Annotated in this window: 23 protein-coding genes; 13 read left to right on the forward strand and 10 right to left on the reverse strand. The window is 73.2% G+C overall.

Going from position 1 to position 25,212, the window contains the following annotated elements; genetic code table 11:
• The first annotated feature begins 99 nt into the window (after positions 1–99).
• Entirely contained in the window at positions 100–1,236 is a 1,137-nt protein-coding gene (locus CRP52_RS31170) for an FAD-dependent oxidoreductase (protein WP_097239443.1), read from the forward strand.
• Between the two features lie 298 nt (positions 1,237–1,534).
• Positions 1,535–2,263, forward strand: a complete 729-nt coding sequence (locus CRP52_RS31175; protein WP_257032945.1) for a hypothetical protein — start codon at positions 1,535–1,537, stop codon at positions 2,261–2,263.
• A 32-nt stretch (positions 2,264–2,295) separates the two neighbouring features.
• Here the strand turns inward: CRP52_RS31175 and CRP52_RS31180 are convergent, their stop codons facing one another.
• Positions 2,296–3,117 (reverse strand): hypothetical protein, encoded by an 822-nt coding sequence (locus CRP52_RS31180; protein ID WP_097239444.1) that lies wholly within the window; start codon positions 3,115–3,117, stop codon positions 2,296–2,298.
• 201 nt (positions 3,118–3,318) lie between these two features.
• Here CRP52_RS31180 and CRP52_RS31185 point away from each other — a divergent pair, with 201 nt between their 5' ends.
• Both CRP52_RS31185 and CRP52_RS31190 read left to right on the forward strand, forming a co-directional pair.
• Complete coding sequence (locus CRP52_RS31185; RefSeq protein ID WP_179852978.1) at positions 3,319–3,807, forward strand: hypothetical protein; 489 nt, start codon at positions 3,319–3,321, stop codon at positions 3,805–3,807.
• 244 nt (positions 3,808–4,051) lie between these two features.
• Positions 4,052–4,693, forward strand: a complete 642-nt coding sequence (locus CRP52_RS31190; protein WP_097239445.1) for a DUF4360 domain-containing protein — start codon at positions 4,052–4,054, stop codon at positions 4,691–4,693.
• Between the two features lie 45 nt (positions 4,694–4,738).
• On the opposite strand, the gene CRP52_RS31195 is transcribed toward CRP52_RS31190, so the two are convergent.
• The 7 genes from CRP52_RS31195 to CRP52_RS31225 all read right to left on the reverse strand — a co-directional run bounded on the left by CRP52_RS31195 (position 4,739) and on the right by CRP52_RS31225 (position 13,015).
• The gene (locus CRP52_RS31195) at positions 4,739–5,500 is read right to left on the reverse strand and encodes an SDR family oxidoreductase (protein WP_097239446.1); all 762 of its coding nucleotides are present in this window, start codon (positions 5,498–5,500) and stop codon (positions 4,739–4,741) included.
• Complete coding sequence (locus CRP52_RS31200; protein ID WP_097239447.1) at positions 5,497–7,080, reverse strand: FAD-dependent monooxygenase; 1,584 nt, start codon at positions 7,078–7,080, stop codon at positions 5,497–5,499. Before CRP52_RS31200 ends, CRP52_RS31195 begins: the two co-directional genes overlap by 4 nt.
• Positions 7,077–8,258, reverse strand: coding sequence for a cytochrome P450 (locus CRP52_RS31205; protein ID WP_097239448.1), 1,182 nt, complete (start codon positions 8,256–8,258; stop codon positions 7,077–7,079). The genes CRP52_RS31200 and CRP52_RS31205 overlap by 4 nt, the downstream gene beginning before the upstream one ends.
• 33 nt (positions 8,259–8,291) lie before the next feature.
• A complete protein-coding gene (locus tag CRP52_RS31210; RefSeq protein ID WP_097239449.1) occupies positions 8,292–8,492 on the reverse strand; it encodes a hypothetical protein in 201 nt (66 codons plus the stop codon).
• 40 nt (positions 8,493–8,532) lie between these two features.
• Positions 8,533–10,437 carry a carbamoyltransferase family protein gene (locus CRP52_RS31215; protein WP_097239450.1) on the reverse strand — a complete coding sequence of 635 codons (1,905 nt, stop codon included), beginning with the start codon at positions 10,435–10,437 and terminating at the stop codon, positions 8,533–8,535.
• A 185-nt stretch (positions 10,438–10,622) separates the two neighbouring features.
• A complete protein-coding gene (locus CRP52_RS31220) occupies positions 10,623–11,720 on the reverse strand; it encodes an SGNH/GDSL hydrolase family protein (RefSeq protein WP_097239451.1) in 1,098 nt (365 codons plus the stop codon).
• Positions 11,717–13,015 (reverse strand): MFS transporter, encoded by a 1,299-nt coding sequence (locus tag CRP52_RS31225; RefSeq protein ID WP_179852979.1) that lies wholly within the window; start codon positions 13,013–13,015, stop codon positions 11,717–11,719. The genes CRP52_RS31220 and CRP52_RS31225 overlap by 4 nt, the downstream gene beginning before the upstream one ends.
• A gap of 457 nt (positions 13,016–13,472) precedes the next feature.
• Between CRP52_RS31225 and CRP52_RS39975 the strand changes: the two genes are divergently transcribed.
• The 9 genes from CRP52_RS39975 to CRP52_RS31270 all read left to right on the forward strand — a co-directional run bounded on the left by CRP52_RS39975 (position 13,473) and on the right by CRP52_RS31270 (position 23,285).
• Complete coding sequence (locus CRP52_RS39975) at positions 13,473–13,763, forward strand: hypothetical protein (protein ID WP_097239453.1); 291 nt, start codon at positions 13,473–13,475, stop codon at positions 13,761–13,763.
• Positions 13,760–14,857, forward strand: a complete 1,098-nt coding sequence (locus tag CRP52_RS31235; RefSeq protein ID WP_143685869.1) for an ATP-binding protein — start codon at positions 13,760–13,762, stop codon at positions 14,855–14,857. Before CRP52_RS39975 ends, CRP52_RS31235 begins: the two co-directional genes overlap by 4 nt.
• A gap of 151 nt (positions 14,858–15,008) precedes the next feature.
• Positions 15,009–16,154: a glycine amidinotransferase gene (locus CRP52_RS31240; RefSeq protein ID WP_097239455.1), complete on the forward strand. Its 1,146-nt coding sequence runs from the start codon at positions 15,009–15,011 to the stop codon at positions 16,152–16,154.
• Between the two features lie 38 nt (positions 16,155–16,192).
• Positions 16,193–17,254 carry a phosphotransferase family protein gene (locus CRP52_RS31245; protein ID WP_097239456.1) on the forward strand — a complete coding sequence of 354 codons (1,062 nt, stop codon included), beginning with the start codon at positions 16,193–16,195 and terminating at the stop codon, positions 17,252–17,254.
• A gap of 5 nt (positions 17,255–17,259) precedes the next feature.
• Entirely contained in the window at positions 17,260–18,483 is a 1,224-nt protein-coding gene (locus tag CRP52_RS31250) for an ATP-grasp domain-containing protein (protein ID WP_097239457.1), read from the forward strand.
• Positions 18,484–18,608: 125 nt separating this feature from the next.
• The gene (locus CRP52_RS31255) at positions 18,609–20,606 is read left to right on the forward strand and encodes a GDSL-type esterase/lipase family protein (protein WP_179852981.1); all 1,998 of its coding nucleotides are present in this window, start codon (positions 18,609–18,611) and stop codon (positions 20,604–20,606) included.
• 96 nt (positions 20,607–20,702) lie between these two features.
• Positions 20,703–21,002, forward strand: coding sequence for a hypothetical protein (locus CRP52_RS31260; RefSeq protein WP_179852982.1), 300 nt, complete (start codon positions 20,703–20,705; stop codon positions 21,000–21,002).
• A 145-nt stretch (positions 21,003–21,147) separates the two neighbouring features.
• Positions 21,148–22,455, forward strand: a complete 1,308-nt coding sequence (locus tag CRP52_RS31265) for an aldehyde dehydrogenase family protein (protein ID WP_218893140.1) — start codon at positions 21,148–21,150, stop codon at positions 22,453–22,455.
• A gap of 65 nt (positions 22,456–22,520) precedes the next feature.
• Positions 22,521–23,285, forward strand: a complete 765-nt coding sequence (locus CRP52_RS31270; RefSeq protein ID WP_097239460.1) for a maleylpyruvate isomerase family mycothiol-dependent enzyme — start codon at positions 22,521–22,523, stop codon at positions 23,283–23,285.
• A 123-nt stretch (positions 23,286–23,408) separates the two neighbouring features.
• On the opposite strand, the gene CRP52_RS31275 is transcribed toward CRP52_RS31270, so the two are convergent.
• Both CRP52_RS31275 and CRP52_RS31280 read right to left on the reverse strand, forming a co-directional pair.
• The gene (locus tag CRP52_RS31275) at positions 23,409–23,939 is read right to left on the reverse strand and encodes a GNAT family N-acetyltransferase (protein WP_097239461.1); all 531 of its coding nucleotides are present in this window, start codon (positions 23,937–23,939) and stop codon (positions 23,409–23,411) included.
• A 120-nt stretch (positions 23,940–24,059) separates the two neighbouring features.
• Positions 24,060–25,145, reverse strand: a complete 1,086-nt coding sequence (locus CRP52_RS31280; protein WP_097240484.1) for a cobalamin-independent methionine synthase II family protein — start codon at positions 25,143–25,145, stop codon at positions 24,060–24,062.
• Positions 25,146–25,212: the final 67 nt, after the last annotated feature.

Here is a 25,212-nt window from a genome sequence, read left to right on the forward strand (position 1 = left end):
TGCGGGTCCGGCGACAGAACTCACTGACACCGGGTCGGCTGCCTGCGGCAGGCTCGACCCCGACGGGGGACGAACACGGAGAGGGACAGGGGAGCGGACATGAAGGTACTGGTGGCCGGGGCCGGACTCGGTGGGCTCTGCCTGGCGCACGGGCTGCTGCGGGCCGGTGTGGACGTCCGGGTCCACGAGCGGGAGGACGGGCCGGACAGCCGCTACCAGGGCTTCCGGATCGCCCTGAACGGGCACGGCCTGGCAGCCCTGAACGCCTGCCTGCCGGAGCGGCTGCACGCCCTGCTGGCGGCCGTCTCCGGGCCGATGGCGGGCGAACGGCGGGCCGTGGACCACCTGCTCGGGGAGGTCCGCAGCCTCGGCCGCGCGGACGAGGGCACGGCCGCCGACCGGTACGTGCTGCGCCGACTGCTGCTGGCCGGGCTCGGCGACCGCGTCGAGTTCGGCAAGCCCGTGGTCGGCTACACCGAGCGGGCGGACGGCACGGTCGAGGCGCACTTCGGGGACGGCGGCAGCGCCGTCGGCGACCTGCTGGTCGGCGCGGACGGCGTGGGCTCGGCGGTGCGCCGCCAACTGCTGCCCGGCGCCGAGGTGGTCACCCTCCCCGGCCACGCCGTCCTCGGGCGCACCCCGCTCACCGAGCGGTTCGCCGCGCTCGTCCCGGGCTTCGGCACCGTCGTGCACGGCCCCGGCGCGAGCATGCTGCTCGGCCGCATGGAGTTCCGCCGGCCGCCGCGGCTCGCGGCCGCCGAACTCGCGCCCGACGTCCGGCTGCCCGACACCGGCGACTACCTGCGCTGGGTGGTGATGCCCACCGACGACCTGCCCGCCGGGCCACGGCCCTGGGCGGCCGTCCGCGGCGACCTGCTCGCCCTGCTCGACGGCTGGCACCCGGACCTCGTGGACCTGGTCCGCGCGGCCGACGTCGTCAACAGCTCTCCATTGACGGTCCGTTACGCCGAGCCGGTGCCGCACTGGGGCGGCAGCCGCCGGGTCACCCTGCTCGGGGACGCGATCCACGTCATGCCGCCCAGCGGCGGCCAGGGCGCCAACACCGCCCTGCGGGACGCCGCGCTGCTCGCCCGCTCGCTCACCGCCGTCCAGCGGGGCGAGGCCGAACTCCCGGCCGCCGTCGAGCGCTACGAGCAGCGGATGCTGGAGTACGGCTTCGCGGCCGTCGCCGAAAGCCTGGAGCGCCTGCCGGACTTCACCCCTGCGCGCCGGTGAGCCGACGGGCGGCGCGGGCGGTGCGGGCGGGGGTGCTGCTCCGGATCGGCCGACCGGCTCGGTGGGCCGGATCCGGATACGCTGAGCGAGATGGCCCCGGACCGGCCGGGGCTGCCGGAACAGGTGGGATCAGGCCAGGTCAGAGCGGGTCAGACCCGGTCTTGCGGGGTCTTGCCCGGTCTTGCCGGGTCGGAGGTGCGCGGTGCCGGAGCAGAGCAGGCCGTGGCGGGACGGGCGGTCCGGCGGGTGCCACCCGCGCGGCGGGCCCGCGCGCGGCGACTGACCGGGCACCGCGACCGTGCGCTCCGCCGACGCCGACGTCGAGGTGGTCGTCACCGTGCCCAACCACGGCATCGGCCTGTGGATGGTCGGCGCGTTCGTGCTCACCTTCGTGGGCACCCGGGTGATCACCCGGCTGATCCGGGCCGGCCGCGGGCCCTTCCGCAACGTCGAGGTCGGCGGCACCCACGTCCACCACCAGGTGTACGGGATCCTCGCGATGCTGGTGGCCGGCGCGATGGAGTTCGCCTACCGGCCGGACACCCCCGGGGCGCAGATCCTGGCCGCGCTGTTCGGCACCGGTGCCGCGCTCACCCTCGATGAGTACGCGCTCTGGCTGCACCTGAAGGACGTCTACTGGACGCGGGAGGGCCGAAAGTCCGTCGACGCGGCGTTCCTGGCGGTGGCGGTCGGCCTGCTGCTGGTGGCCGGGGTCAACCCGTTCGCCGACACCGGCCAGGGCGCCACCGCCCACCTGGAGTTCGCCGTGGTGCTGCTGATCGACCTGGTGTTCACCGTCGGGGCGATCCTCAAGGGCAAGACGGCGCTCGGGGTGATCGGGCTGCTGGTGCCGCTGGTCGCCCTGGTCGCCTGCCTGCGCCTGGCCAAACCGGACTCGCCGTGGGCCCGCTGGCGCTACCGGCCGGGCTCGCAACGGGCCGAGCGCGCGCTGCGCCGCTACCCGCCCGGCCGGCGGACCCGGATGGACGCCCTGAAGGACTTCGTCGGGGGAGTCCCCCGGCGCTGAGGCCCGGGAGCCTGCTGTCGTGGCCCCCGTGGTCAGGCCAGGAAGCGGTGCAGCGAGTCGGCCAGGGCCCGGACGAAGCGCTCCCGTGTCGCCTCGGGGACCAGATCGAGGGACAGGTAGGGATTGAGGTCCTCCAGTTCGACCATGAGCAGGCGCCCGTCCGGCGCCCGGCAGGCGTCCACCCGCTGGATCCCGTGGTCGAGCGTGTTCCAGTCGACGAAGCGCCGCGCGAACGCGAGATCGGCCGCGCCCGGCTCGTACGGTTCCAGCACCCAGCGCCGGGCCGGGTCGGGCGCGTACAGGGCGTACTGGAAGGCGTCGTCCACGAAGTAGAACGAGACCTCGTACCGGAAGTCGATCCGTGGCTGGACCAGCACTCCGCCCCAGTCGAGACCGTCCAGCTCCGCGCGGGGGAGGAAGCGCAGGCCTATGCTGTCGGCGCCCTCCTTGGGCTTGACCGCGTAGGCGTCGGCGGCGGGCAGCCGGGGGAGGTCCTGCGGGCGGTCGACGGTGGGGATGACCGGTTCGCCGGCCTCGGTCAGGTCCAGCAGGTACTGCTTCCCGGCCATGTCCCCGCGCCCGGTCAGCGGGTTGTAGACCCGCACGCCGTCGGCCAGGGCCCGGGCGCGGAAGCGGGCGTACTCCTCCCGGTAGTGCAGCACCGGTCCGCTGTTGCGCACCACGACCGCGTCGAAGCGCTCCATCAGGGCCAGGGCGTCGAGCGGGTGGCAGAGGGCGAGGTCGAACCACTCCCGGAGGCGGGAGGTCAGGAGGACGTCCTCGTCGCCGTAGCGGCGCCCTCGGGCCGGGTAGGCGAGGTCGGTCACGTACAGCAGGCTGGGCCGGTCGGGCACGAAGACTCCCTGGTCATCGGTGGTGTGGGGGTGAATCTACCGGGTTCCTCGAGGCTGCCACGATGCAGCCCGGAGCCGGCTGCTGCGGGCCCCGCGAGGAGGTGGCGGTCCGGCGCGGATGCGCGGTGGGCCGTCGGAGTGCAGGGTGGACGGGTACGGTCCGGGACCGGGGGCGACCGTCCGCCGATTCGAGGAGGCGCCATGCCCACCAGGAAGTTCCTCCACCGGGCGCTGGCCCTGGCCGCCCTGGCAGCGCTGCCGGCCGCCGCGTTCACGGCGCCCGCCACCGCGGCCACGGTGGCCTCCGCCCCGCAGGCGGTGGCCGCGGCCGCGCCGACCTCCTTCGTGGACCTGGCGGCCCGTCCGCTGCCGTCCGACCACCTGGCGCACCGGATCACGGTCACCTACCGCAACGACTCGGGGGCGGACCGGACGATCGCGCCGCAGATCCTGGTCGAGTCACCGGACCAGGGGCCCTTCCTGGCGCCGGCGGACGTCAAGCTGGAGGTGCTGCGCGGTGGCCACTGGACGCCGGTGCGGCTGGCGAGCCAGACCGGCACGCTGTACACCGACCTCACCCGGGCGAAGCTGGTCCTGCACAGCCACCACACCTTGACCCAGTACTACCGGCTCACCGTCCTCAAGGCGGGGCCGGGGACGATCCAGCCCAGGGTGGCGCTGTACGGCTGACGGCCTGCAGCGGCGAGTTCGGGCGGTTCGCGGTTGTCCGCCGCGGGCCGCCGAACTCGGTTTCCCGGGGCCGGAGTTCGGCCGTGTGGCGGCCGGGGCCAGAGGGCTTGCCTTTCGGTGTCGCGTGGCTAGGCAGCGGTTCCCCGATGTGCTGACATAGACATGTCAAGTCGGGGCCGGCGTCCGACGGGCTCGGACCCCGCCGCGCCGCCTCCGACTCCGTGCACGTTCGAAGGGGAAGCCCATGCTGCTCCGTGCGCTGGCCGCCGCGGCCGTCGCCGCCGCCACGCTGTCCGGCCCGTCGGCCTTCGGCCTCGACTCGCTCCCGACCCCGCCGGACCGGATCGTCATCGACGTCGCGACGGTCAACGGCTCCGGCTGTCCGGCGGGAACGGCCGCCGTGGCCGTCTCCCCGGACAACACCGCCTTCACCGTCACGTACAGCAGCTACCTCGCCCAGGTGGGGCTGGGGTCCAAGCCGACCGACTTCCGGAAGAACTGCCAGCTCAACCTGCGGGTGCACGTCCCGCAGGGCTTCACCTACGCGATCGCCTCCGCCGACTACCGCGGCTACGCCCACCTGGAGAAGGGCGCCAGCGGCACCCAGCGGGCCGGCTACTACTTCCAGGGCCTGCCCGACACCTCCTACCAGAACCACCGCTTCGACGGCCCGAAGGACGACAACTGGCAGGCGACCGACACCGTCGACGTCCAGGCCCTGGTCTTCGCCCCCTGCGGCGAGGAGCGGAACTTCAACATCAACACCGAGCTGCGGGTCAGCCCCGGCAGCTCGGACCCGACCCGCACCACCAGCTTCATGACCATGGACTCGACGGACGGCGACATCAACACCGTCTACCACCTCGCCTGGAAGCACTGCCCCTGACCCGCGAGCGCCGACCCCCGGCGGGGTGGGTGGCGACGGGCGGGCTCAGAGCCCCAGGCCCCCGCTGGCGTCGATGACCTGGCCGGTCACCCAGCCCGCTTCGGGGGAGACGAGGAACGCGACGACGGCGGTGACGTCGGCCGTCCGGCCGACGCGGTCGAAGACCGACCACGCGGCGGTGCGAGCCCGGGCGGCGTCGTCGCGGAGGGCCGACTCGGTCAGGTCGGTCTCGATCACGCCGGGGGAGACGGTGTTGACGGTGATCCCGCGTGGACCCAGCTCCTTCGCCAGAGCCAGGCCGAAGGTCTCCAACGCTCCCTTGGTCATCGCGTAGACCATTCGCTGCGGATAGGCGACCCGGGTGGCAACCGAGGAGACGTTGACGATCCGTCCGTCCTCGCGCAGCCGGTCCAGGCCCTCGCGTACGACGAAAAACGGGGCCTTGACGTTCACCGCGAACACCCGGTCGAACTCCTCGGGCGTGGTGGCGCGGAGGTCGCCGGAGGTGACGCCCGCGTTGTTGACCAGGATGTCGACGCCGCCGGCCAGCCCCAGCGCGGCGAGCCCGGCGTCCACGCCCGCCCAGAGCGTCCGGGCGTCGCCAGGCTCGCCGAACCGCGCCCGGACCGCGAAGGCCCGGCCTCCGGCGGCGCGGATCCGGCGGACCGTCTCCGCGGCCGCCGACTCGTCGGTGCCGTAGTGCACGGCGACCACTGCGCCCTCGGCTGCGAGCCGCAGTGCGATGGCGCGGCCGATGCCGCGGCCGGCGCCGGTGACCACCGCGGTCCTGCCCTCCGGTCCGGTCACCTGGCCGCTCCCCGTGAGGACGCCGCGGCGGTGCCCGGCACCGGCGGCTCGCCGAACCAGCGGGAGAGCGCGGTCCGCAGGGCCTCGACGTCCTCCCCGGCGACGAGCGGACGGTCGGTGGCCCAGGCGACGAAGCCGTCGGGGCGCAGCAGCACGGCGGCGGGGAGCGGATCCTGTGCCTCCACGCGCAGGTGGCGCACCCGGCCGGACCACGGCTCCGCGGCCGGCGCCAGCCCCGGGGCCGCACGGCACTCCAGCAGCAGGCCGTGCGCGGGGTGGAGCAACTCAACCAGTCGGGTCGGCCGGCCGGCGACCGTCAGCGGGCGGTCCTCGGGGAAGGACCCGACGGCGGGATGGTCGCCGGGCCCGGCCGGGTAGCGGAGGCCCACACCGGTGATCTGTTCGCTGATCATCGCGTTGACGGCCGCGAAGTCGGTGAGCAGCCGGCCGAACAGTTCGCGCAGCGCGTCGGTTTGCGGCCCGGGTCGCATCAGGGCGCTCTGCGCCCGGGTGTTCTGGACGACGGCGGCCCCGACCGGGTGCCGTTCGGCGTGGTAGCTGTCCAACAGACCGGGCGGGGCCCAGCCCTGGCAGGCCGCGGCCAGCTTCCAGCCCAGGTTCATGGCGTCCTGCAGGCCGAGGTTGACGCCCTGCCCGCCGACCGGCAGGTGGATGTGGGCGGCGTCGCCGGCCAGGAACACCCGGCCGTGCCGGTACCGTTCGGCCTGCCGCGCGCTGTCGCCGAACCGGGACATCGTGCCCGGGTCGTGCTCGGTGACGGTGACGGACCGGCCCAGGACGCGCTCGATGCTCGCCTGCAGCTCGGCGGTCGTCATGGGCAGCTCCGGATCGGGCGGCGGCTCCCATTCGTAGGTCATGATCCGGCCGAACGGCAGGCCGGCGATCCACCCCGAGGGGGTGCGGCGCCAGCCCATCTCGACGGGCGGATCCACCTCGATGCGGATCATGCCGAGTCGGGCCGTGACCGACGCCTCGGTGCCGGGGAAGCCGATGCCGGCCCGGCGGCGCACGAGGCTGCCGCCGCCGTCGCACCCGACGAGGTAGCGCGTCCTGATCAGCTCCGGGGCGCCGGTGCCGTTGGTTCCGTCGGTCCCGTGGGTGCCGTCGAGCCGGACGATGAGCCCGTCCGCGGTCTCCGTGTAGTCGACGAACTCGCAGTGGTAGCGGACCGGTTCGTCCGGTACGGCCAGCCGGTGGCGGTACACGGTGCGGATGAACTCGCGTGACATGCCCAGGCCGTGCGGCTGCTCGGCGGCCGGATCGTCCTGCCCGAGCAGGAAGATGCCCGCGTAGCCGCCGCGGAACCGGGCCAGATCGGGCTCCCCGGCCTGCGCCTTCCGGAAGTCCTCCAGCAGGCCCCGGCGGTCGAGCATGGCCAGGGTGCGCGGGTGCAGCCCCATGCTGCGCACCGGGCCGACCCGCCCCGCACCGTCGACGACCAGCACCGTCACGTCGTGCAACCGGAGTTCGTACGCCAGGGCCAGCCCCACCGGCCCGGCCCCCACGATCAGCACGTCGACGTCCGGGCCGTTCACCGGACCGTCCAGGGGACCGCTCATCGGACGGTCACGGGCAGCGAGCTCAGTCCGCGCAGGGTGGCGGTGGGCCGCCGCACCGGGGCGGCGGCGAGCGTCAGCGGGCGGGGCAGCGAGACGACGGCGGTGACCAGGTCCTCCAGCAGGCCCTGGGCGACGGCCCGGCCGATGCAGGCGTGGGTGCCCCAGCTGTAGCCGAAGTGGTCGTTCGGGGTGCGGTCGAGCACCAGCTCGTCCGGCTTCGGGAACCGGTCCGGGTCGCGGTTGGCGGCGGCGTACAGGCAGAGGACGCCGTCACCGCGCCGGATCGACCGGCCGCCGACCGTCACGTCGACGGTGGCGAAGCGCGTCGTCCCGGTGACCGGGCTGTCGAACCTCAGCAACTCGTCCACGCCGGTGCGCAGCAGGCGACGGTCCCGCAACTGCTGCGCCGCCGTCGGGTGGGAGAGCAGCGCGGCGACGAGGTTGCCCATGCACGAGGACATCGCCATGTAGCCGCTCATCAGCATGACGCGCACGGTGTGGTGGATGTGGTGCTCCGGGATGTCGCCCGCCGCGGCCGGATCGAGGACGTGGGACAGCAGGCTGCCGGGCACCGGGTCGCGCAGCCAGGAGCCGATCAACCGGTCGAGCCGCGCCCGTGCCTCGGCACCGCGCCGGTAGACCTCCGGGGCCCGGTGGGCGTCCATGGCGAGCACGATGGCGTCGGCGTCCTCGGCGAACCCGGCCGGGTCCGGCGCGGGGACCCCGAGCAGTTCGCAGCTCACCAGGAGGGAGAGCGGCACCGCCACCGACGATACGAAGTCGAACCCGGGCGCGCCGTCGGTCGTTTCGGGCAGCGCCGCCTGTGGTGCCGTCAGCAGGGCCGACAGCCGCTGCCCGAAGTGCTGTCGCAGCGCGGTGGCGTCGAACCGCCGCAGGGCCGCCAGGTACAGCCGTCGCAGCGGGATCTGCTCCGGCGGGTCCAGGGTCTGCAGGCTCTCCAGCGCGGCCGGCAGCTCCGCACCGACCCGGCGGCGGTCGCGGGCGAAGCGCTCGTGGTCGTGGACCACGGCCAGGCAGTCGTCGTAGCGGGTCAGCACCCAGCAGTCGAGGGCTTCGTGCCAGTGGACGGGAGCGTGTCGGCGGAGCCGGGCGTAGACCGGATAGGGGTCGTGGAGGGTCGATGGATCCAGCGGATCGTAGGGGAGGTGTTCTGGCACCGGTTCTCCTTGGTCGGACGGTCCGTCGGGGGATCAGCCGCGGCTGCGGGCGGAGGACCGGCGGGGGGACCGGTCGGGGAATCGGTCGGGGGACCGGACAGGCGGGAGGGGACTCCAGTAGCTGCGCACCCGCGGACCGCGGGAGCGGCGCAGCGGATCGCGGACCAAGCGCCCGACCAGGCCGACCGGCGTGACGACGAGGAAGTAGACGACGAACAGCAGGAGCCTGCGCACGGAAGCGTCCTCCGGTGGTGGTTGGGGTCGGGCCGGCCGGTCAGTCCAGCGGGATGGCTTCGCGCCACTCGCCGTCCTCGCGCCACGGCGGCTGCTCGCCCTTGAGGAGGAGGAAGCGGCCGAGCGCGAGGACGTCGATGCCGGTGCGCATGAAGCAGGCGTACGCCTCGGCCGGGGTGTTGACGATCGGCTCGCCGCGGACGTTGAACGAGGTGTTCACGAGGACCGGGCATCCCGTCAGGCCCTTGAACGCCGAGAGGAGCGCGTGGAAGGCGGGATTGGTGTGCTCGTCGACGGTCTGCACCCGGGCCGACAGGTCGACGTGGGTGACGGCCGGCAGCGTGGAGCGCCGCACCCGGAGCAGGTCCAGCCCCGTCAGGCCGGCGTCCGCATCGGCGGCGTCGAGCTGCTGCGCCGGGGCGAGCGAGGCCACCAGCAGCATGTAGGGGCTGTCCTGGTTGAGCTGGAAGTGGTCCTTGGCGTCCGCGGCGAGGACGGCCGGCGCGAAGGGCCGGAACGACTCGCGGAACTTGATCTTCAGGTTCATCTCCGACTGCATGGCCGGGTTGCGGGGGTCGCCGAGGATCGACCGGTTGCCCAGCGCCCTGGGCCCGAACTCCATCCGCCCCTGGAACCATCCGACGACCTGCCCGGCGGCGAGCTGCGCGGCGACCTGCTCGACCAGCTGCTCGTCGGTCAGCCGGTGGTGCGGTATGCCCTCGCCGTCGAGGTAGTCGGCGATCTGCCGGTCGCTGTACGAGGGGCCGAGCAGGGCTCCCGCCATCGCGTCCGTGCTGGTGCCGGTGCCGGTGCCGGTCACGGTGCTGCTACCGGTGCCACTGCCGGAGCTACGACCGGTCCCGGTGCCGAGGTGCGGGCGCGGTGCTCCCCGCGCCACGCCGACCGCGAGTGCGGCGCCGAGGGCCCCGCCCGCGTCGCCGGCCGCGGGCTGGACCCAGATCTCCTCGAACACCCGCCGGTCGGCGAGCCTGCCGTTGGCCACGCAGTTGAGCGCCACCCCGCCGGCCAGGCAGAGCCGGCTCTCCCCGGTCAGCCGCCGGGCGGTGCCCGCCAGCTTCAGGACGACGTCCTCGGTGACCTGCTGGACGGAGGCGGCCAGGTCGAACTCGCGTTCCGTGAGCGGCCCTTCGGGCTGTCGGCGGGGCCCGCCGAAGAGCTTCTCGAACCGCTTTCCGGTCATGACCCGCCCGCGCAGGTACTCGAAGTACCCCAGGTCGAGGCGGAACGAGCCGTCCGCCCGGACGTCGATCAGCTTCTCGCGGATCAGCGGGGCGTACCGCGGCTTCCCGTAGGGCGCCAGGCCCATCAGCTTGTACTCCCCGGAGTCCACCTTGAATCCGCAGAAGTAGGTGAACGCGGAGTACAGCATGCCCAGCGAGTGGGGGAAGGCGATCTCCGCGACCTGGCGGAGCTCGCGGTCCCGGCCGTGCCAGATCGTGGTCGTCGCCCACTCGCCGACCCCGTCGATGCAGAGCACCGCGGCGGACTCGTACGGACTGGGCAGGAAGGCCGAAGCCGCGTGGGACTCGTGGTGGCGGCGGCAGACGATCGGCGGCACCGCTCCCGCGCCGAGCGCGGCCAGTTCCCGGTGGACCACCTCGGTGGCCCGCCGCTTCCAGGACAGCCACTGCGGCAGTGTGGAGCGGAAGGAGGCGAACCCGTACGGGGCGGCCCCGGCGAAGGTCGCCAGCACCCGCCGGAACTTCAGTTGCGGGTCCTCGTAGTAGGCGACCGCCGAGACGTCGTCCAGGCGCAGGCCGCCCTCGTGCAGGCAGTACTCCACCGCCCGGGCGGGGAACGCCGGGTCGTGCCGGTGCCGGCTGAACCGCTCCTCCTGGGCGGCTGCCAGCACGGTCCCGTCGGAGGTCAGTGCCGCGGCACTGTCGTGATAGAAGGCCGATATACCGAGTACCGGATCGGGCATGGGCGTTCTCCTGATCGAGGCAGGGCTGCCGTACGGGTGGGAGCGGTCAGAACAGCGGGTAGATGGAGTCGTCGTCCCTCCGCTTCGCCCTGCGCGGCCCGAGCCTGCGCAGGAGGGCGGACAGCGCCCGGATGATCTTCGTCATGGCGTTCCTCTCGTGAGGGGTGGCGGGACGGCAACTGCGCTCAGCGGAGCCCGAGTTCGTCGGCGACGACCCGACTGGTCAGGTCGTAGCCCCGGTCGGTCATGTGGCCGCGGTCGATGTAGAGCCAGTCGTGTTCGGTGGCCTCGGCCCGGAGCAGCGGGGTCAGGTCCAGGAAGTCCACCCGGATCCGGGCGCAGGCGCGGCGCATGGCGGCGGAGAAGGAGGCTCCGGTCTCCATCGAGGACAGGGCGCCGTACCGGGCGTCCCAGCTGCCGCGGCGTGAGGTGCGGTCCTGGTCGGCGAAGAGCAGGCGCTCCTGCGGGGCAGGCTGTTCGCGCAGCCAGGTCGCCGGCGGGTGGAGGACGTAGGTGAGCCGTGCGCCGGTGCCGGCGAGCAGCTGCTGCCAGGAGGCCAGGTGACGGGCGGTGAGGTCGACGGCGGTGGCGATCGTCCGGGCGAGGGTCGGCGGCTCCTCCTCGGCGTCGGCCCCCGGTCCGGTCGGTCCGGTCGGTCCGGGGGGTCCGGGGGGTCCGGGGGGTACGGCAGGGGCGGTACGGGGGCGGCGGCGGCCGAACCCGAACCGGCCGACGTGCCGCGCCCGCAGCGCGTCCATCTGCTCGTAGTACTCGCCGCAGAGGTAGAAGGCGCCGTGCTCGTTCTGCTGCCGGGCCGGCAGCCGGGCCAGGTGCAGGGCGTTGAAGCCGGAGAACACCAGCACCTCGCCCAGCTCGGGGAGCAGGTGGCGGTGCAGCAGGTAGAGCAGGACCTCCTGGGCCGGGTTGTACCGGACCGCGCCGAAGTTCAGCCACGGCGTCGAGGGCGCGTAGCGGGACCAGAGCCGGGACGGGATGGTGGCTTCGTCCCGGCCGGCGCCGATGCCGAAGCCGATGGACGCCCCGGCGACCAGGTTCACCCGCCCCGTCGGGCGCCGGTGGGCGACCGAGGCGACCGCCGCGCTCCCGTGCGAGAGGCGGAATCCCAGCCGGTCGGTGTTGACCACGGGGGAACGGAAGTCGGTCCGGTGGAAGTACATCAGGTACGGCTGGTAGTTGCGGTGGGCCGGATCGTCGAACTCGTCGTACACCGCCATCTGCGGGGTGAGGAGCTGGACCTGGTTCGGTGCAGGTGGCTTCCTCATCCGCCCGAGCCTCCGGTGACGGCGGCGCGTTCCGGTGCCGCGGAGTCGGACGGCTCGGCGTCGACGCCCAGCCGGCGGACCGAGACCAGGGCGATCGGCAGCAGGGCGACCACCAGGAGGAGCAGTCCGCCGACGAGCGCGACTCGGGTGGTGCCGAACAGGGTGGCCAGCGGGATCACGGCCAACTGTCCGACGGGGATGGCGGCGAAGGAGCCGAAGTCGTCGTAGGAGGTGGCGCGCGACATCATCTCCGGGGGGATGTGCTGGTGGCGCATGGTGTCCCAGACGACGCCCATGAACCCGGTGCCCAGGCCGGCGACGAACGCGCCGACGCCCAGCCACCAGGCGTCCGACCCGGCCCCCAGCAGGATGAGCGGCGCCGCCGCCACGGACATCCAGACCAGGCCGGTGACGAGCGGTCGGCGCACCGTCAGCTTGATCAGGACGGCGCTCATCAGCAGCAGGCCGACGGCCTTGGCACTGAGCACCGCGCCCCACGGCCCCGGCCCGATGCCCTGCTTGGCGATCACGGGACCGAGCACCTGCCAGACGCCCATCTGGACGGCGTTGATCACGGTGAAGGCCGCCGTGACCGACCAGATCCACGAGGTGGACCTGAAGTACGTCCAGCCCAGGCGCAGTTCGTGCAGCAGGCGACCGTCGGGCCGGGCCGCCCGGTCGGGCAGCGAGACCCGGGTCAGGCAGGCGGCGCAGACGAAGAAGGACGCCGCGTCGATGGCGATCGCCCAGCCGCCGCCGACGGTGGCCACCAGGACGCCCCCCAGGGTGGGGCCGAGGACGGCGGCGGCGTTGCGCGAGGTCGCGAGCAGCGAGTTCGCCTGCTGGAGGCTTTCGGCGTCCACGAGTTGGGGCACGATGCCGCTCATCGCCGGGCCGTTGAAGGCCTGCAGGGCGCCGTTGACGAAGGCCAGTGCCATCAGGTACCCGATGGGCCGGCCGGTGAACACGCACAGGGCGACGGCCGCCTGGGCCAGTCCGGACCCGAGGCTGGTGAGGCGCAGCAGGGTGTCCCGGCGGAGCCGGTCGGCGACCCCGCCGCCGAGGATGATCAGCGCCACCATCGGCACCATCGCGGAGGTGAGGACGAGGCTCAGGTCCTCGGGCCTGCCGGTCAGTTGGAGCACGGCGAAGGCCAGTGCCACCGGCGTCATCGTGCCGCCCATGACGGAGACGACCCGGCCGGCGAAGAACCAGCGGAAAGCGGGGCGGCGGAGCGGATTCCGTCCCTTCTCCGGCAGGCGGGCGGGCGGCGGGGGGTTCGGTGGGGGGCTCATGGCGTTTCCAGTTCCACACTCTTGTGGGCGGTCGCGACAGGATTGCGGGCGAATCGGGCGCTTCGCACCTGGGAAAGGGATTTCGCCGGTGGAAGTCAGTGCCGGCTCCGGGGGCAATCCATTCCCAGCGGCGGGGAGGTGAAACTCCGCACCCGCCCCGGTCGATGTGATGCGCATCACGTCGATGCTATTGAGTGTGCCCCACGTATTGTCCCGGGCGAAAGTCTTGTTGTTGTCGTGGGCATGAGTTAGCGTGACCGGGCTTGTTCGAGGTGGGGGAGTCGATTTCGGCTGCCATTGCGCGGACGGCGCACATATGTCCGTGTCCGGCCCGGGCGCGGATCCGTCGCATTCCCGGGAGAGGGGGGTTCGCCATGAGCTACGACTACTGATCATGAGAATCCGGGTGGGGTCCGGACTCCGGACCCCACCCCCCGCTCAGGGAAGGTGAATCCGCTTGAGAATTCTCATTGGAAACTCGGATGACGACCTCGTCTTCCCCCGGACGGACCACCGCGCCTGGGCCCAGCGGATCCTGTGGCTCGCCGGCGACGGCGACACGGTCGTCCTCCCGTGTGCACCCGACGCCGCGTTCCTCGGGCACCTGGCCGGGCTGACCGGCGTCGACCCCTCCTCGTTGGACATCCACGTGCCGCCCCCGGCAGGTTCGGCGACCGGTGCATCGACCCGCGCAGCCTCCTCGACGAGGCCTTCCTCGCCCGGGTGGCCGGCGGGCTCGGCGAGGTGACGGAGATCGTGGCGCTGTGGCCCTCCCCGTACGTGTCGCGGTTCGCCGCGCGACTGGGCCTGTCCGACCGGTTCCCGGCGGCCGGGTTCTTCGCCCAGGACGGCGCCAACCTGACGAACAGCAAGGCGAACTTCCGGGCGCTGGCGGCCGCCTGCGGGGCGCCGACGGCGGCCGGCGAGGTCTGCCAGACCGCCGAGGAGGCGGTGTTCGCGATGACCGCGCTGCTGGACGACCCCGGCCGGTCCGGGGCGGTCATGGTGAAGCAGGCGCGCAACGCCGCCGCCTCCGGGAACGAGCTCGTGCTGCGCGACCACGACGGTGGCAGTGGCAGTGGCAGTGGCAGTGGCAGTGGCAGTGGCGGCGACGGCGACGGCAGCGACCGCGAGCCGGCGGTCGGCCACGCCGGCGCCCGCTACCTCCACCGGCTCGCGCCCGGCCCCGAGGGCGTACGGGACTACTGGGCGCAGCGGTGGGAATGGGCCTCGGCCGGAGGCAGCTCGGCGGTCGTGGTCGAGGAGTTCCAGCCGCGGGCCGAGACCGTGTACGCCGAGTTCGACGTCCGCGACGCGCAGGTCGATCTGCTCGCGGTGGGAGCCCTGGAGTACGTGGACCGCAGGCTCGCCAACGAGATCATCCCCTACCGTCCGATCGCCGACCCCGTCCGGGAGCGGCTGGTGGCGGCGGGCCGGAAGCTCGCCGAGACGTACCGGTCGATCGGCTACCGCGGGCCGCTGTCCGCCGACGCGGTGCTCACCGAGGACGGGAACTTCGTCTTCACCGAGGTCAATGCGCGGGTGTCCGGCGCGACGCCGGTCTACTGGGCGATCGCCCAGGGCATCGTCGGCGTCGACAAGGAACCGCTGCGTTCCGTGGCGCAGTGCCTCGCGCCGGCGAGCTGGCGCATCGACGGAATCGCGGAATTCCTCCGGGTCTGCGACCGGATCGGCTGCCGCTACGACCCGGTGAGCCGGACCGGTGTCATCGTTTCGCTGCCGGTCGTGCCGATGGCGGTCATGTTCTGCATCGTCTACGAGCGCGAACGGGACCGCCGGGAAATCCACCGGAAACTGGAGCGGGAATTCCGGCGGGATTAACCCCCGGAGGCCGGACCGGGAAACCGGGCGGGAAGCCGGACAGGAAACCGGGTAGGGAAAGGAGGAAAGCGCAGACTTGGCCTCCGCTTTACCGGACTAAGGGTCGCCGTTCAGCCGCTCGAAGACCAGCCGAGGAAGAGAGAGAACTCCTTTGCAACTGCACACCTACGACGATTTCACCCCGCTGCGCGAGATCATCGTCGGCTCGGCGGAGAACTACCTGTCGCACGACCGCGACGTCACCTTCGAGCTGTTCCACCACGAGAACCTGACCGGGTTCCGCTCCGACTGGGCCTACCCCCGGCTGGCCGTCGCCGACGACCCCGCGGTGGAGAGCTGGCGCATCCGGCGGCGGTACACCGAGGAACTCCACGAGGACGTCGAGGCGTTGGCCGACACGCTGCGGCAGGCCGGCGTCCGGGTGCACCGCCCGCTGCCGCTGCCGCCGGACGCGGCCCCGATCGCAGGCCTGGGCTGGCAGGCCGCCCCCACCCCGGCCCTGAACATCCGGGACAACACCCTGATCCTCGGCGACGAGATCATCGAGACCCCGCCGGCCATCCGCTCCCGGTACCTGGAGACCAGGCTGCTCGCGCCGGTGTTCAGCCGCTACCACCGGGCCGGTGCCCGGTGGACGACCATGCCGCGCCCGGTCCTGACCGACCTCTCCTTCGACCTCTCCTACGCGCGGCACGCCACCACCACGCTCGGCGGGCCGACCGAGCCGATCTCCGATCCCCAACCGTCGCCGTACGACGTCGGGTTCGAGATGATCCTGGACGGTGCCCAGGTGCTGCGGCTGGGCCGCGACCTGGTGGTCAACATCGCCACCGAGAACCACCGGATGGCGGTCGACTGGCTGGAGCGCCACGTGGAGGGCCGCTTCACCATCCACCGGGTGCACCGGATGGCGGACAACCACATCGACAGCATGCTGCTGGCCCTGCGGCCCGGCGTCTTCCTGGCCCGCCACGACGGCATCCGCGAACTGCTGCCCGAGCCGCTGCAGTCCTGGAAGTTCATCGTGCCGCCGGAACCGGACCCCGGCGCGTTCCCCAGCTACGACGAGCGCGACCTGGTCCTCACCAGCCCGTACATCGACCTCAACGTGCTGTCGCTCGACCCGGACACCGTCCTGGTCAACCAGGACTGCCCCGGACTGCGCAAGACCCTCGACAGCGCGGGCTTCACCACGGTGCCGGTCCGGCACCGGCACCGGCGCCTGTTCGGGGGAGGATTCCACTGCTTCACGCTGGACACCCGGCGTGACGGGGGCCGCGAGGACTACCTCGGATGACCGGGCACCCGACGCACCGTCGAACAGGGGAGAGCGCCATGGAACTGCGGACCGTCGAACGCCCGGCCGGGGCCTTCCAGCAGTCGGTGGGCGCGGCGGAGATCCAGGCCGTCTGCGCACGGGTCTTCGGCCGCGACGCCCGGGTGGTCTCGGCCGTCGAACTGGACGGCGGGATGTACAACAACACCTACCGGCTGACCGTCACCGGGCAGGACCGGCCGGTGGTGCTGCGCGTCGCGCCGGAGCCCGCCCGGCAGTTCCGGTCCGAGCGGCAGCTGATGCGCAACGAGTACGCCAGCCTGCCCTGGCTGTCGCCGATCGCCTCGCTGATGCCGAAGGTGATCGCGGCCGACTGGTCGCACGAACTGATCGGCCGGGACTGGATGGTGCAGACCCTGCTCGACGGCGCGGCGGCCTTCGGCCCGCGCGGGCTCATCGCGTACCCGCGGGAGTCCTGGACGGGCTTCTTCCGCCGGCTCGGGGCCATCACCAGGCAGGTCCACGCCGTGCGCGGCCCGCACTTCGGGCCGGTGAACGGGCCCGGGTACGCGCGGTGGAGCCAGGCGGTCGCCGCGTCGCTGGCGGACATCGCAGCCGACCTGGACGGGGCCGGACTGGACTCGGCCGACCTGCGCAAGGTCGCCGCCGTCGCGGCCGAGCGCAGCGAGGTCCTGGACCGGATCACCGAACCCCGCCTGCTGGCCGGCGACCTGTGGATCGTGAACGTCATGCTCGTCGAGGACGCCCCCGAACCGACCGTCAGCGGAGTCCTCGACCTCGACCGCACCCTGTGGGGCGACCCGGCCGCGGACTGGACCATCCGGATGGCCCACGCCAAGCCCGGCACCGAGCGGGACGCGTTCTGGGACGCCGACGGGTACGGCGCTCCGGACGGTTCCGCCGAGGCGCAGTGGCGCGGGCGCGTCTACGAGGCGCGCCACCTCGGCGCGATCCGGCTGGAGCATCACCGGCTCGGGGACGTCGAGGGCGTGCAGGGCACCTACGAGGACATGGCAGCGATCCTCGGCGACCTGACGGGCGACCCGGCGGGCGACCTGTCTGGCGGCCTGTCTGGCGACCTGCCGGGCGGCCTGGGGTGAGGCCGATGCGGATCGTGCTGCTGGGCGCCCGCGCCGAACCGCTGCCGGCACTCACCGCCGCGGGGCACCGCGTCACGGTGCTGCACGAGCCCTGGGAGGCGGGGCGCGCCGCCGCCCTGCGGGACCGGGTGACGGCGTGCGTCCAGGTCGACTCCTACGGCTCCACCGAGGCGATGCTCGCCGCGCTGGCCCGCACCGGTCCGGCCGAGGCGGACGCGGTGGCCACCATCGCCGAGTTCGCGGTCGTCCCGGCGGCGCTCCTCGGCGCCGCTCTGGGCGCCCGCGCGCTCGACCCCGACGTCGCCCTGCGCTGCCGGGACAAGGCGGTCCAGAAGGCCGCGTGGCGGGCGGCGGGCGTACCCACGGCGAACTGGGTGCTGGCCCCGCACACCGCGGCCGAACCGGAACGGGCCGTCGCCCTGGCCGTGGCGCAGGGGCTCACCGGGCCGCTGGTCGTCAAACCGGTCAGCTCGGCGGGCACCCGCGGCTGTGCCGTCGCCCCGGACCTGCGCAGCCTGGCGAGCGTGATCCGGAACCTGGCCCGGGACGACGACAGCCTCGACGACCTCGTGGTCGAGGAGTACAACCGGGGCGACGAGTGGCACTTCGACGGCGTGGTGCGCCGAGGCCGGCTGGAGGCCCTGCTGGTCTCGAAGTACCTGGCCCCGGTGATCGAGACCAGGGACGACCGTCCGATCGCGACCGCCACCTTCCCGCACCGGGCCCACCCGGGCCTCCAGCGGGAGGCCGCCGAACTCACCCTCGCCGCGCTGCGGGCGCTCGGGCTGACCGACGCCGCGTTCCACTTCGAGGCCTTCGGCGGCCCCGGCCGGTTCACCGCCGGGGAACTGGCGGCCAGGCCCGGCGGGAGCTGGATCAAGCACCTGGCCCGGCACGCGCTGGGCATCGACCTCTTCGGGGCATCGGTGCAGACGGTCACCGGCGACCCCACCGAGTTCCGGGCCACCACGGACCGCTCCTTCGGCTTCACCCACCTGCCCACCGTGCCCGGCCGGTGCAACCGGCTCGGGCCCGAGGACCTCCTCGCGATACCGGGAGTCCTGGAGGTGGAGCTGGGCGTCCCGTACGGCGAACCGCTGCCGGGCATGCGGGAGAGCGCCCTGGCCGGTGCGGGCCGGGCCCTGGTCGAGGCGGCGGACCGGGAGGCCTGCGAGGCGGTGCTCCGGGCGGTCGTGGCGCGGGCCCTGGAGGTCAGCGCCGGTGGGTGAGTCGTGGTCGGTCAGGCCGGTCGTGGTCGAGCGGGCCGTCGTGACCGAGGTGGTCCGACGTGGTCCGACGCGGTCGAGGAGGCCGTTCGTGTCGAGGAGAGCGGTCGTGGTGGAGGAGGTCCGACGTGCGCATCCTGGTCCTCGGTGACTCCAGCAGTGCGGGCATCGGCGCTCCGCAGGTCGTCCATCCGGGCCTGCTCGCGGAACGGCTGCGCGGCCGGCACCGGATCGAGAACCACGCCATCCCCGGATTCACCAGCGCCGACGCGGCCCGGTACTACCTGCAGACGCTGTCCCGGCAGCGCTGGGACGTCCTGATCGTCTACCTGGGCAACAACGAGGCGGCCCGGTCGGCGCGTTACAAGGGCGCGTACCACCGTCGGCGGGACCTGTTCCGACGAGCGCCCGAGCGCCCCGTACCGCAGCCGGTGGCCCGGATCCGGCCGCGCGAACAGCTGGTGCTGGCCGAGGAGGAGACCGCGCCGGCCATCGCCACCACCGTCCGGGACTTCCGCCGCAACCTGGAGGCCATCACCGACCGCGCGCGGCAGCGGGGCACCCGGGTGATCCTGGTCAACCCGGTCGCCAACGAGCGGTTCCCTCCGGGGCTGATGGGCGCCCACGCCCCGTTCACCAGGATCGTCGGCCTGGACTGGCGGGTGGCCGACCTCGCCACCGGCTCCGGGCCGGAGGCACGGGAGCTGCTCGCGGCCCTCGGCGCCCACGAGCGCGGCGACCTCGACACGGCCGGGCGCCGCTACCGGAAGGCGGCGACGACCGGCTCGTTCGTCCGGCCCATCGCCCTGAACAACCTCGCCGTCCTGCTCGACCGCCGGGGCGCCGCCGCCGAGGCCGCCGAGATCCTTCGGCGGACGGCGCAGGAACGGACCCCGCTCGGTGCGATCGCGGCCTACAACCTCAGCCGCATCCTGGCCCGCCGCGGCGACCACCGGGAGGCCGGCCACTACGCGCACCTCGCGCTCGAAGGGGACACGAACCTCTACCGGGTGAAGAGCGCCTACCGCGAGCAGACGGCGGCCCTCGCGGCGGACCCGAACGTCGACGTCCTCGACCTGGCGGAGCTGCTGAAGCCCACCGACTTCGTCGACTACTGCCACCCGACCGCAGCGGGCCACCAGGTCATCGCGACCGCCCTCGCGACCCGGCTGGCCCCGTACGACACGGGCGAGGAGCCCGACGCCGGGTACGTCTGCGTCCACCCGAACCCGGACGCCTTCTTCGACCTCGGCCCCGGCGTGGCCGACTACTACCGGATGGGCTTCGACGTCGATCCGCAGCAGGTGCGCAGCACCGCAGGGGAGTTGCTGCGCCGGGCGCGCGAGCTGGGCGGCGACCCGGTGGTCGGCACCGGCACCTGGCCCGTCCCCGACTCGGACCTCCAGGCTCAGGTCCTGGACACCCTGCGGCACGCGGCGCGGCACCCGTTGATCGCCTCCCTGGCGGACCTGGAACGCATGCCGCCGGCCCACGGATCCGAGATCGGCAGCTTTCCCGAGTTCTACGTCTCCCGGCTGCTGTGCGAGTTCGCGGCGGCCGCGGAGTCGAGCGGCACGGACGGACTGCCGGAGGAGGCGGCGGCTGCCTGGCCGTTGGACTCCGAGGTGCACCGGCAGCGGATCCTGTGGCGCGGGCCGGCCGGGCTGCCCGGTTCGCTCGGCGCACCCGGCTCGCCCGGCGAACCGGCCACCGACCGGGCGTACGGGCGGCGCATCCTCGCCAAGGTCCGGGCCCGGCTCGCCGACCACACCGCCCTCTTCGCCGACACCCGGGCCGACCGGATCGCCACCATCCGGTACTGGTACCTGCGCGAGGCGTTCCGCTTCGGCACCCACTCCCGCCCCAGCATGCTGTACCCGGCGACGGACCTGGACGCCCTCGCCGAGGGCCTGTACACCGCGGTGCTCATCGCCCGTACCCACCGGGACGCGCAGGGTGAGGCCGGTGCCCTCGCGCTGCTCACCGGTCTGACCCGCCTGCGCGAGGTGCACGAACGCCACGCGGTGGCCCTGGTCGAGGCCGAGTTCACCGTGACCGGCGCGGCCGGGGCCGACTACGCGGCGGAGCTGGCCGGGCTGCGGGCGTCCCTGACCGCGGGCGGCTGACGGTCCCCGGGGTGCGGCGGGAGGGGAGCGGGAGTTGGCTTGAGGTGTGGGGGGTCGAGCCCCGTGATGGGCGTGTGAGCGCGAAGGAGCAGGGCCATGGCCGTGGTGATGTCGATGCATTGGGCCGGGACGACCCCGGAGCAGTACGACGTGGTGCGTGACGCGGTGCGCTGGGAGGACGTCGCGCCGGCGGGTGGCCACCTGCACGTGGCCTGGTTCGACGGGGACGGCCTGAACGTGACCGACGTGTGGGAGTCCCAGCAGGCCTTCGAGGCCTTCTTCGCCGACCGGCTGGCACCCGAGATCGGGAAGGCGGGCATCACCGGTGAGCCGACGGTCGAGTTCCACCCGCTCCACCGGCGGTTCGTCGCCCCCGGCGTCAGCGGCGCGGCGTAGTCCGGGGTGTCCGGGGCGGGCGGGGTGTCCGGGGCGGGCGGATGCTTGACAAACTCAACCTTTCATCCCTAGGGTCGCTATTGCTTCATGTGGTGAAAGTTCCATGTGTCAAGCGCCAATCACGCCTCAAGACCGCGAGAGCCTCATGAACGACAGCATCCCTTCTGTGGTCGCCCGCCTGCGGGCCGAGTTCACCACCGGCCGGACCAGGCCGCTCGCCTGGCGGCTGGACAAGCTGGCCGCCCTGCGCACCATGCTCACCGAGCAGGCCGAGGCGTTCCAGCAGGCCCTGCACGCCGACCTCGGCAAGAGCGTCACCGAGGCCTACCGCACCGAGATCGGCTTCACCATCCGCGAACTCGACCACACCGTGGCTCACTTGCCGCAGTGGCTGGAGCCGCGGCCGGCCGCCGTGCCGGAGGTCTTCCACCCCGCCGAAGCCCGGGTCGTCCGCGACCCGCTCGGTGTGGTGCTGATCATCGCGCCCTGGAACTACCCGCTCCAGCTCGCCCTGGCCCCGCTGGTCGGCGCCCTCGCCGCCGGGAACACCGCCCTGGTCAAGCCCAGCGAGCTCGCCCCCGCGACCTCCGCGGCCATCGCCGAACTGCTGCCGCGCTACCTCGGCGAGGAGGCGGTCGCGGTGGTCGAGGGCGCCGTCCCGGAGACCACCGCCCTGCTGGAGCAGCGCTTCGACCACATCTTCTACACCGGCAACGGGGCGGTCGGACGGATCGTCATGACCGCCGCCGCCAAGCACCTGACCCCGGTCACCCTGGAACTCGGCGGCAAGAGCCCGGTCGTGGTCGAGCCCGGCGCCGACCTCGCCGTCACCGCCCGGCGGATCGCCCAGGGCAAGTTCCTCAACGCCGGCCAGACCTGCGTCGCCCCCGACTACGTCCTCGCCGTCGGCGACGCCGCGCCCGGCCTGGAGAAGGAACTCGCCGACGCGGTGCGGGAGTTGTTCGGCGACAACCCGGCCGAGAACAGCGAGTACGGGCGGATCGTCAACGAGCGCCACTTCGACCGGCTCACCGCGCTGCTGGACGGCGGGCGGACCGTCGTCGGAGGCGAACACGACCGCGAGGCGCGCTACCTCGCCCCGACCGTCCTCGCCGACGTCCCCGAGACCGCCCCGGTGATGAGCGCCGAGATCTTCGGCCCGATCCTGCCCGTGCTGGCCGTCCCCGACCTCGACGCGGCGATCGCCTTCATCAACGAGCGCGACAAGCCGCTCGCCCTGTACGCCTTCACCGAGTCCGCGGACACCAAGCGGCGGCTGGCCGAGGAGACCTCCTCCGGCGCGCTCACCTTCGGCCTGCCGGTCTCGCACCTGGCGATGCCGGACCTGCCCTTCGGCGGCGTCGGCGAGAGCGGCATGGGGCGCTACCACGGCGAGTACTCGATCGACACGTTCAGCCACCTCAAGGCCGTGGTCGACAAGCCGCTGGGTTGAGTCCGGCCTTATTCTTCCCCCCTCCTTCCGTCCCGTCCTTCCGTCCTGCCCTGGAGCGCCCGTCCATGACCCCGAACGAGCACGTCGCCGCCGTCTCCGCCGAAACCGCCAGGTTCGTCGCCGCGGTGCGGGCCGCCGATCCGGCGATCCCGGTCCCCAGCTGTCCCGGCTGGACCCTCGCCGACCTCGTCCGCCATGCGGGCAGCGTCCAGCGCTGGTTCACCGTCCTGCTCCGTCGGCGCATCCAGGCGCCGCCCACCAGCCGGGACGTCGAACTGAAGCTCCCCGAGCGGACGCAGGACTACCCGGCGTGGCTCGCCGAGTCCGCGGCCGAGGCCGACGCGACCTTCTCGGACACCGACCTTGATGCGCCGATGTGGGCGTGGGGCGCCGACCAGCACGCCCGGTTCTGGGTGCGCCGGATGCTCTTCGAAACCCTCGTCCACCGCGTCGACGCCGAACTCGCGCTGGGCCTGCAGCCCGAGCTCGACCCGGCGCTCGCCGCGGACGGAGTGGACGAGTTCCTGACGAACCTGCCGTACGCGGCCTTCTTCGCTCCGGGGACGGCCGAACTGCGCGGCGAGAACCGGACGATCCGCTTCACCCGCACCGACGGGGACGGCGACTGGCTGGTGCGCCTGCGCCCCGACGGCTTCGGCCTGGAGAGCGGTGCGGCGGCGGCCGAGCCGGCTGCCGACGCCACGGTCTCGGCCACCGCCGCCGACCTGCTGCTCCTCCTCTACGGCCGCCTCGACCGCTCGGCAGCCGAGGTCGCCGTGACCGGCGACGAGCAGCTGCTGGAGCTGTGGTTCACCAACTCCGCCTTCTGAGCGGACCGCCGGCAGCGCAGACGCTCTCCTCGACGTCGCTGACCTGCGGAACGGCCGGCCAACGCCGCGCCATCGACCGGACCCCCCGGTCGACGGCGCGGTGTCGGCGCGTTCTCGCCCGGCTTATCCCCGCCACTCCTCGGCCAGCAGCCCGAGTACCACCTGGTCGGCGAACTCCCCGCACACCCAGGCCGATCGGCGCAGCGTCCCCTCGACGGTGAACCCGGCTGCGGCGGCGGCCCGGAGCATCGGCGTGTTGTCCGCGAGGGTTTCCAGCTGCAGCCGGCGCAGGCCGAGCACCGGGAAGCCGTAGTGGCACAGCACCCGCAGGACGTCCGTCGCGAGCCCGCGCCCCCGGTGGCCCGGCCGCAGCGCGATGCCCAGGTGGGCGTTGCGGTTGTGGGTGTCGATGCCCCACAGCAGGGCCTCACCGGCCAGCTCCCCGGAGGCCGTCACCACCACGGAGAAGCACGCCGACTCGTCGGACGGCCCGGTGACCGCGTAGGGCGACTGCGCCGAGCCCGGCGGGACGGGCCGCCAGGGCCGGTTGTCGGCCCGTGAGCGGGTGGCGACATCGTCGTACAACTCGGCCTGGAACACGGGGAGGTCGGCTTCCTGCCGGGCCCGAAGGGTGATCTGAGCGCCATGTAGCATGTCACATGGTTATCACCGTGGCAGAGCCCCGGCCACGGTATTTCCCCGGCGGTCCGTCGTACGGACGGTGACCGCGGGCGCCCGTGCAGGCACGGCACGGGCGCCCCGGGGCGGTGCGGCCTAGATGCCGAGTGCGGCGGCGGCCAGGGCGGTGCCATCGACGCGGGCGCGGATCTTGGCGAAGGCGGTCTCGCGAGAGGTGGAGGTGTCGTCGGCGAACGGGGAGAACCCGCAGTCGTCGCAGGTGCCCAGCCGCTCGACGGGCAGGTGCCGGGCCGCGGCCAGGACACGGTCGCGGACCTGCTCGACCGTCTCCACCCGCGGGTCGATCGGGTCGGTGACCCCGATGAAGATCCGCGCCTGCGGGGGAAGGTGCTGGGCGAGGACGGAGAGCACGACGTCCTGGTCGGGCTCGCTGGCGAGCTGCACGTAGAACGCGCCGACCCGGAGCCGGAGCAGTTCGGGGAGCAGGGCCTTGTAGTCGACGTCGAGGCTGTGGGTGGAGTCCTGGTCGCCGCCGGGGCAGGTGTGCACGCCGATCCGGGCCTGTTCGGCGGGGGTGAAGCGGTCCAGGACCCGGTTGTTGAGCTCGATGAACTGCCCCAGCAGGCCGCCGCTCGGGTCGAGCTTCAGGGCGAGGCGGGCCTCGGTGAAGTCGATCTGGACGCGGTGCGCGCCGGCGTCCAGACAGCCGCGGATGTCGGCCTCGGCCTCGGCGGTGAGGTCGGCCAGGAAGGCCTCGCGCGGGTAGCCGTCGATGCCGTCCGCCGGGTAGAGCAGGCTGAGCGCCGAGGGCGCGATGACGGCCTGCTTCACCGGTACGGTCGCGTGCCGCTGCGCCGCCCGCAGGTACTGGTCGGCGTGGACGCCGTAGCGCAGCGGCCCGCCGGTCAGGCGGGGCAGCTGGCGCTGGTGCCCGTCGGCGAAGGGGATGACGACGCCGTCGGGGGCCAGCTGGTCCAGGCCGGTCAGCGGATAGGTGGCGAAGCTGGGCTTGGACTGCTCGCCGTCGGTGACGACCGGTGAGCCGATCTCCTCCAGGCGGCGGATGGTGTCCGCAACGGCACTGTCCTGGGCGGCGGCGAGTTCGGCGTCCCCGATCCGGCCGGCCGCGTGGTCGGCCATGGCCGTGAGCAGTTCGGCAGGCCGCGGAAGGCTGCCGATGGGCTCGGTTTCGATCACTGCCCTGCCGTTGGTGTCCACCATGATCCCCATCCGTGGAATGTGTTCATCCGGGGTGCCCAAACTACCCGACTCGGCTTCCTGGTAAGGC

The sequence above is a fragment of the Streptomyces sp. 1331.2 genome (assembly GCF_900199205.1).
Taxonomy (GTDB): domain Bacteria; phylum Actinomycetota; class Actinomycetes; order Streptomycetales; family Streptomycetaceae; genus Kitasatospora.

Excerpts from the sequence above, each read along its gene's own strand:
- CRP52_RS31170 (WP_097239443.1), top strand. The coding sequence starts at position 100 with ATGAAGGTACTGGTGGCCGGGGCCGGACTCGGTGGGCTCTGCCTGGCG.
- CRP52_RS31185 (WP_179852978.1), top strand. The coding sequence starts at position 3,319 with ATGCCCACCAGGAAGTTCCTCCACCGGGCGCTGGCCCTGGCCGCCCTG.
- CRP52_RS31190 (WP_097239445.1), top strand. The coding sequence starts at position 4,052 with ATGCTGCTCCGTGCGCTGGCCGCCGCGGCCGTCGCCGCCGCCACGCTG.
- CRP52_RS31200 (WP_097239447.1), bottom strand. The coding sequence starts at position 7,080 with ATGAGCGGTCCCCTGGACGGTCCGGTGAACGGCCCGGACGTCGACGTG.
- CRP52_RS31215 (WP_097239450.1), bottom strand. The coding sequence starts at position 10,437 with ATGCCCGATCCGGTACTCGGTATATCGGCCTTCTATCACGACAGTGCC.
- CRP52_RS31220 (WP_097239451.1), bottom strand. The coding sequence starts at position 11,720 with ATGAGGAAGCCACCTGCACCGAACCAGGTCCAGCTCCTCACCCCGCAG.
- CRP52_RS31225 (WP_179852979.1), bottom strand. The coding sequence starts at position 13,015 with ATGAGCCCCCCACCGAACCCCCCGCCGCCCGCCCGCCTGCCGGAGAAG.
- CRP52_RS31245 (WP_097239456.1), top strand. The coding sequence starts at position 16,193 with ATGGAACTGCGGACCGTCGAACGCCCGGCCGGGGCCTTCCAGCAGTCG.
- CRP52_RS31250 (WP_097239457.1), top strand. The coding sequence starts at position 17,260 with ATGCGGATCGTGCTGCTGGGCGCCCGCGCCGAACCGCTGCCGGCACTC.
- CRP52_RS31260 (WP_179852982.1), top strand. The coding sequence starts at position 20,703 with ATGGCCGTGGTGATGTCGATGCATTGGGCCGGGACGACCCCGGAGCAG.
- CRP52_RS31265 (WP_218893140.1), top strand. The coding sequence starts at position 21,148 with ATGAACGACAGCATCCCTTCTGTGGTCGCCCGCCTGCGGGCCGAGTTC.
- CRP52_RS31270 (WP_097239460.1), top strand. The coding sequence starts at position 22,521 with ATGACCCCGAACGAGCACGTCGCCGCCGTCTCCGCCGAAACCGCCAGG.
- CRP52_RS31275 (WP_097239461.1), bottom strand. The coding sequence starts at position 23,939 with ATGCTACATGGCGCTCAGATCACCCTTCGGGCCCGGCAGGAAGCCGAC.
- CRP52_RS31280 (WP_097240484.1), bottom strand. The coding sequence starts at position 25,145 with ATGGTGGACACCAACGGCAGGGCAGTGATCGAAACCGAGCCCATCGGC.